Here is a 6,537-nt window from a genome sequence, read left to right as displayed (position 1 = left end):
GTTGACGACCCCGTCGAGCGCCCGGATGCCGGCCTCGGAGTTGACGACCGGCTTGCCGTCCTTGTCGAGATATTCGCCGCCCTCGGCGACGACCATCTCGTAGAAGCGGCCGTTGATCGCCTCTTCCTTGCCGGCGAACTGGGTGCCGTAGAAATTGGGCGGGTTGGCGAAGAACTCGGCCTGGTCGGTGACTTCCTTCCAGGTGTCCGGCGGCACCAGATCATAGCCGTATTTCGCCTTGAACTTGGTCTTGTTGTCGGCGTTCTCGTACAGGCTCTTCTGGTAGTAGAGCGCCGAAACGTCGAACTGCGCGCGCGGCAGCATCTCCAGCTTGCCGTCGATGGTAGCCGACTTGATGGTCGACGGCACGAAGGCGTCGATCTCTTCCTTCGGCAGCAACTTGCTGAGGTCGGTGTAGAGGCCGGTATATTGCGGCGCGAAGGAGGAATGGTTCCAGCCGACGCACCAGTTGGTGCTGCCCGAGGCGATGTCGGACTTGAGCTCCTTGTCGATATCGAAGCCGTTCTTCTTGGTCAGGATGTTGACCTTGGCGCCAGTCGCCTTCTCCCATTCCGGGATCCGTTCGTAGAGCTTTTCATATTGCTGGCCGCCGATCAGCTTCACGTCGACGGTCACGCCTTCGAACTTGCCGGGCAGGTCGCCGGCAAGGGCTGCGCCTGCACCAAATGCAAGCAACAATGCACCGGCGGAGACGCCGGAAAGCAGTCTGTTCATTGGTATCCTCCCTGGGTGCGCCTTGGCCGGCGACCGCAACTCGTCTGATGACAAGAAGTGCTACATTCATATACAAACAAAACATTCATAGACACGTCAAGGCGAAATTTGTTTCCGCCGCGCACGTTCCTGCGTATATGACGGGCGAAATTCACTGGAGGATGAGCCCATGGACGACAGCGAAGACGAGCGCTATCGCGCACCGGCGCTCGACAAGGGGCTCGATATCCTTGAACTGCTGGCGGGCGTCGACGGTGGCCTGACCCAGGCCGAAATCGCCAAGAAACTCGACCGCAGTCCCAACGAATTCTATCGCATGCTGGACCGGCTGGTGCGGCGTGGCTACGTCACGCGCCTCGACGGCGACCGCTATTCGCTGACGCTCAAGCTGTTCGGCCTGGCACAGCTGCACGCGCCGGTACGGCGGCTGGTCTCCTATGCGACGCCGCTGATGCGTGAGCTTGCCGAGACATCGCAGCAGGCCAACCAACTCGTTGTTTTTGATCGTGGTTCTGCCGTCGTCATCGGTCAGCAGGAAGCACCGAACTACTGGGGCATATCGATCCGGGTCGGCTCCCATATCAGTCTATTCGATACTGGCTCGGGACATGTGCTGCTCGCCTTCCGCTCACCGGAAGAGCGCCAGATGATGATTTCCGAACACGTCCGCAGCACCGACAAGACGGCACAATCGAGCGAGTTCTTCACCCGTCTCGACCAGATCCGCGACCGTGGCTACGAGATGATGGCTTCGATGCAGACAGCCGGCGTCTTCAACCTGTCGGCCCCGGTGCGCAGTTCCGACGGCAAGGCGATCGCCGCGCTGTCGATTCCCTACATCACGGTGGTCAACGCGCCTTCCGCACCCGATATCACCAGGACAATCGAACTGTTGCTGGCAACGTGTGAAAAGCTGTCGCACCTTGCTGGATCAGCAGTCGGCTCATCGGTGTGAATTCTTATTTGAATGAAGAATTCTCTCGTGAGATGATTTGAAAAGCCAGAGGGAGGAGCCTCGCCATGATCATCGACACCCATCTTCACCTCATCGATCGCTCGGCCCTGCGCTATCCCTGGCTCGCCGGCGTGCCGGCGCTCAACCGCGATTTCTCTTATGAAGACTACGCGACGGAGGCGCAGCGTGTCGGCGTCGAGCGCGTGCTGCATATGGAGGTCGATGTCGATCCGGCCGACATCGAAGCCGAGACGGCTCGTGTGGAAGGACTGTCACGGCAGCCCGGCAGCATGCTGGCCGGGGTGATCGCGTCCTGCCGTCCTGAGGAAGGAGACTTCGCGGCCTATCTCGAACGGCAGCGGGCAAACCCGTTCGTAAAGGGCTTTCGCCGCGTCCTTCATGTCGCGCCCGACGAGCTCTCGGAAGGTGCGGTGTTCCGCGACAGCATCAAGCGGCTTGGCGGCACCGGCCTGACCTTCGATCTCGTCGTGCTGCCGCACCAGATTCCCAAGGCTATCGTGCTTGCCGACCTGGCACCCGATGTGACGTTCGTCCTCGACCATTGCGGCGTGCCCGACATCAAGGGCAACAGGGAACATCCATGGCGCGAGCATATGAGCGAGATCGCCCGGCGCCCGAATGTCATGGCCAAGATTTCCGGTGTCGTCGCCTATGCCGATGCCGGCAGCTGGACGGTCGAGACGTTGCGGCCGTACGTCGAGCACACCATCAATTCATTCGGCTGGGACCGCGTCGTCTGGGGCAGCGACTGGCCGGTCTGCACGCTAGGCGGCGGCCTGTCGACCTGGGTGGCGGCGACCCATGCATTGCTCTCGGGCTGCAGCATTGCCGAGCGCGACAGGCTGTTGTCCGGCAATGCCCGCAAGCTGTGGCGGCTCGACTGACAGGTCCTTTCAGATGGTTGCCGAGACGTGCCGTTCGCGGCCATAGAGCGAAACCAGCAGCACGATGACGAAGCCGAGCGCGGCCTGCACTGCCGCGGGCTGGAAGCCGAGGCCGATGAGCAGCGTGTTGATCTCGGTCAGCACCAGCACGCCGGCGATCGTGCCGAGATAGCTGCCCCGGCCGCCGACCAGTGCTGCGCCGCCGACGACGACCGCTGCGATGGTCTGGAACAGATAGGGCTGGCCGACATCGCCATAGGCCGAGCCGGTGAAGCCGAGCAGCAGCACGCCCGCGACAGCGGCGAAGAAGGCGCTTGCTGCATAGGTGATGACCCACATGCGAACCGGGTCGATCAGCGCCAGCGGCGCCGCTCCCGGATTGCTGCCCAACGCATAGAGCCGGCGGCCATAGGGCGTCCGCTCCAGCACCAGCACGACCAGCGCCGCCAGCACGACCAGGCTCGGCACCAGCCACGGCACCGGCAGCGGGCCGGCCGATCCGCCGATCGAGACGAAGCTGGAAACCGCTTGTGGCGCGGAGCCTGACGGGAAGCCGGCTGTCCACAGCAGCACCAGCCCTTGCACGACCATGCCGATGCCGAGCGTGACGATGAGCGGCTGGATGTCGAGGCTGCGCGAGATCAGCCCGTTCAGCCCGCCGATGACGAGCGCCAGCGCGCCGACCAGGCCGCAGACGAGAAAAAAGTTCCAGCCATCGCCATAAAGCTGCGCAGCCACGACATTGGCAAAGCCGATGACGAAGGGGATCGAAAGGTCAATGCCGCCCATGATGACGACCAGCGTCTGGCCAATCGAGGCCACGGCGAGCAGCGAGGCGAGCACCAGCATGGCCCGTATCGCAAACGGCGCCGAGTAGCCGGGAATGAGAATTGTGCCGGCAAGGTGCAGAAGGGCGGCGACGCAGAAGGCGCCGACGACACGGGCGTTGGTTGTCGCGAAGAGGTTTTGGCGCAAAACCATGTCAGCGTCTCCCCATGGCAAGACGTTCCTGCAGCGCTGTCAGCATCACCGCCAGCACCAGGATCGCGCCGTAGGCGATCTGCAGCACGAAGGTCGAGACGTTGAACGTCGTCAGCACGCTCTGCAGCAGGAAGATGTCGATGGCGCCGATGGCGGCACCCGCCACGCCACCACGGCCGCCGGCCAGGCTGACGCCGCCGAGCGCTACGGCGGCGATGGCGATCAGCGTGTAGGTCGGCCCTATGTTGGGGTCGGCGGAGCCGATCAGCGCGGTCAGCATCAGCCCGGCGCATCCGCCGAGGATGCCGGTCATGACATAGGCGATGAAGCGCACGCGCGTGACATCGACACCGGCGGTGTAGGCGGCGCGGTCGTCGCTGCCGACCGCCATAAGCTGGTCGTAGTATGGTGTGCGCCGCACCAGCCACCAGGCAATGAACATCAGTGCCAGCGGCAGCATCGACAGCGGGCCGGACAGCGCCTTAAGCCAGGCCGGCGCTGGGCCGATCGGCGCCGGCAGGATTGTCAGCGTCACGCCGGTCAGGATCAGATAGGTGCCGAGCGTGGCGACGATCGGCTGAATGCGCACGATTGTCGCCAGGAAGCCGTTCGCCGCGCCCACCAGCGCGCCGACGAGCAACGCCGCCGGAACGAGCACCAAGGGCGACGAGATGCCGGTGCCGAGGAACAGCACCTGGATCGTCAAAGCGTTGACAAAGCCCATCAATGGCCCAACCGAGATGTCGATTCCGCCACGCCCGGCGAGGATGACAGGCGTGGAGGCGATGGCAGCACCGATCAAGGGCGCCGCCAATCCGACCAGCGCCCCCCAGGAACCCGGCTGGAATCGTCCCGGGCTGAGGATGAGATTGACCGCAAGCAGCACGACCAGCAGCACGACGGCGAAGCCGAAATTTCGCCCAAGGGACAGGAGGCGCGCAACAGGGCTCATGCCGCACGTCCGAACATGGCTGATATCACGCCGTCGGTGGTGAGGGCGTTGCCGGCGATCTCGGCCGCGACTTCATTCTCACGGAACACCAGCACGCGCTGGCACAGGAGAAGAATCTCCTCGATTTCGCTGGACAGGATGACGAGCCCCATGCCGTCGGCCGCCAGCCCGCGAAACACGTCGTAGAGAACATGCCGCGTCGCCACGTCGACGCCACGCGTCGGATCGTTGAGGAGCAGGATCGCGGGCTCCAGCGCCAAGGCCCGCGCCAGCAGCACCTTCTGCTGGTTGCCGCCCGACAAAGTGGTGATCGTGGCATCGGGCCGGGGTGCGGCGATTGACAGTTTTTCGCGGTAGATGTCGTAGCGCGCCTTGCGCGCCGCCGGGCTGATCAGGCCGAGCCGTGTGTCGCGCGACAGAGTCGAAACGGCGAAGTTGTCGAGCACCGACTGCGTCGGGAAAATGCCGTTGGCGCGTCGGTCGCGCGGCAAATAGGCGATGCCGCTGGCGACAGCCTTGCGAAACCCGGTGATCTTACGGGACGCATCCGATGCACCGAGCTCGATCGAGCCGCCATGCGGCGGTTCCAGGCCAGCAAGCATCTTGAGAAACAGCTCCTGGCCATGACCATCGAGGCCGGCAAGCCCGACGATCTCACCCGGAGCGATTGCCTGCGTGATCGGGCTGGCGCCGGGCGCGATGACGAGTTCGCGAACGGCAAGACCACCAAAATCGAGAGCGGTGCGATCAGCCATGCGCAAGCTCCGCGGCGGTACGTGGCGCCATTGTCTTGAGAAGCTCAGCCGGCGTCGAAGCGCCGCGCTCTTCGGTGCGCACCACGCTGCCGCCCCGCAGGATCGAGATGCGATCCGAAAGCGACATCACCTCGTCCATGCGGTGGGTGATGAACAGGATCAGGCAGCCCTCGCCGGCAAGCGCACGCATCAACGAAAAAACGGATTCGCGATCGGCGAAGTCGAGCGCGGCGGTGACCTCGTCGAGGATCAGGATCTTTGGGTTGCGCACGATCGCGCGAGCAAGGACGACCAATTGCTGCGCGGCGAGCGGCAGCAGGCCGGCTGGCATGTCGAGAGGGACGTCGGTGACCGCGAAGCGCTTAAGCGCAGCTTTCGCCCGGTCACGGCGCTCGTTGCGGGGCACAGCGCGCCGGACCAGCCCGTCGAGGCCGAGCAGGATGTTGTCGGTCACGCTGCGATCCGGCGCGATCAGCACCTCCTGGAACACCGTGGCGAAGCCTTGCGCCTGGAAGGCCGAGGGGTTGGCGCCCGAGAACGGCTTGCCGTGCAGGAGGATCGCGCCGCTGTCCGGCTGGACGATGCCGGACAACAGCTTGACCATCGTGCTCTTGCCCGAACCGTTCTCGCCCAGGATGGTGTGGATGGTTCCCGCCCGAAACGCGATCGATGCGTCCGCGAGCGCGATCGTCTCGCCATAGCGTTTGGATATGGTTTTGACTTCAAGCATGTCGCATTTCGATGCTGGCAGGCCGGCTCCCCGAAAGGAGCCGGCCTGTTGAGAGATTAGCAGGCGTCACTTTGCACAGGCATCGGGCACCTTCGAATAGTCCCAGCCCTTGGTTGGCGCCGGGTTCGAGAAATAGGCGTCGAGCCATTCCTCCGGCATCGGATCTTTCGGCGGGATCGGGAAGATAGACACGGCGTCCGTCGTCATGCAGTCCTTGTACCAGGCACCGAGATCGGCGGTGTGGACAGGCGGGATCGGGATCAGCAGCGTGTTCAGCTTCGGCTTCTGCCCGTCGAGCATGCGCTCGCCGACGCGGAACAGCGTCTGCGCGGTCCAATGCGGCAGCACCGCATGGCCTTCGAAGCGGTACTTGTCGGGGTTGGCCTTCCAGTAGCCCAGCGCATCGCCGGTGATCGAGCCGGTGATCAATGGTGCGGGCCGGCCGGCTTCTGCGAAGGCTTCGGCGACGACGCGGCTTTCGCTGCCTGTCGTCCACACTGCATCGATCGGCGCCGGGTTGGTGG

Annotated in this window: 7 protein-coding genes and 1 pseudogene; 2 read left to right on the top strand and 6 right to left on the bottom strand. The window is 64.1% G+C overall.

Annotation, left to right across the window (positions count from 1 at the left end):
* The coding region (locus tag EOA22_RS21060; protein ID WP_127390195.1) for an extracellular solute-binding protein at positions 1–735 on the bottom strand (735 nt) is incomplete at its 3' end.
* A gap of 169 nt (positions 736–904) precedes the next feature.
* Between EOA22_RS21060 and EOA22_RS21055 the strand changes: the two genes are divergently transcribed.
* Both EOA22_RS21055 and EOA22_RS21050 read left to right on the top strand, forming a co-directional pair.
* Positions 905–1,690 (top strand): IclR family transcriptional regulator, encoded by a 786-nt coding sequence (locus tag EOA22_RS21055; RefSeq protein WP_013533023.1) that lies wholly within the window; start codon positions 905–907, stop codon positions 1,688–1,690.
* Between the two features lie 65 nt (positions 1,691–1,755).
* Complete coding sequence (locus tag EOA22_RS21050) at positions 1,756–2,595, top strand: amidohydrolase (protein WP_063167544.1); 840 nt, start codon at positions 1,756–1,758, stop codon at positions 2,593–2,595.
* A gap of 9 nt (positions 2,596–2,604) precedes the next feature.
* On the opposite strand, the gene EOA22_RS21045 is transcribed toward EOA22_RS21050, so the two are convergent.
* The 5 genes and pseudogenes from EOA22_RS21045 to EOA22_RS21025 form a co-directional block, all read right to left on the bottom strand.
* The gene (locus EOA22_RS21045) at positions 2,605–3,576 is read right to left on the bottom strand and encodes an ABC transporter permease (RefSeq protein WP_013533021.1); all 972 of its coding nucleotides are present in this window, start codon (positions 3,574–3,576) and stop codon (positions 2,605–2,607) included.
* 1 nt (position 3,577) lies between these two features.
* Complete coding sequence (locus EOA22_RS21040) at positions 3,578–4,528, bottom strand: ABC transporter permease (RefSeq protein WP_027163923.1); 951 nt, start codon at positions 4,526–4,528, stop codon at positions 3,578–3,580.
* Complete coding sequence (locus tag EOA22_RS21035; RefSeq protein ID WP_063167545.1) at positions 4,525–5,283, bottom strand: ATP-binding cassette domain-containing protein; 759 nt, start codon at positions 5,281–5,283, stop codon at positions 4,525–4,527. The genes EOA22_RS21040 and EOA22_RS21035 overlap by 4 nt, the downstream gene beginning before the upstream one ends.
* Complete coding sequence (locus tag EOA22_RS21030) at positions 5,276–6,013, bottom strand: ATP-binding cassette domain-containing protein (protein WP_013533018.1); 738 nt, start codon at positions 6,011–6,013, stop codon at positions 5,276–5,278. Before EOA22_RS21030 ends, EOA22_RS21035 begins: the two co-directional genes overlap by 8 nt.
* A gap of 66 nt (positions 6,014–6,079) precedes the next feature.
* A pseudogene (locus tag EOA22_RS21025) lies at positions 6,080–6,537 on the bottom strand (ribose ABC transporter substrate-binding protein); the annotation flags it as partial.

This window comes from Mesorhizobium sp. M7A.F.Ca.US.014.04.1.1 (assembly GCF_003998745.1).
Classification (GTDB): Bacteria; Pseudomonadota; Alphaproteobacteria; order Rhizobiales; family Rhizobiaceae; genus Mesorhizobium; species Mesorhizobium ciceri.
Note: the sequence above shows the minus strand (reverse complement) of the source record. Positions and strands in the feature narration are given on the sequence as shown.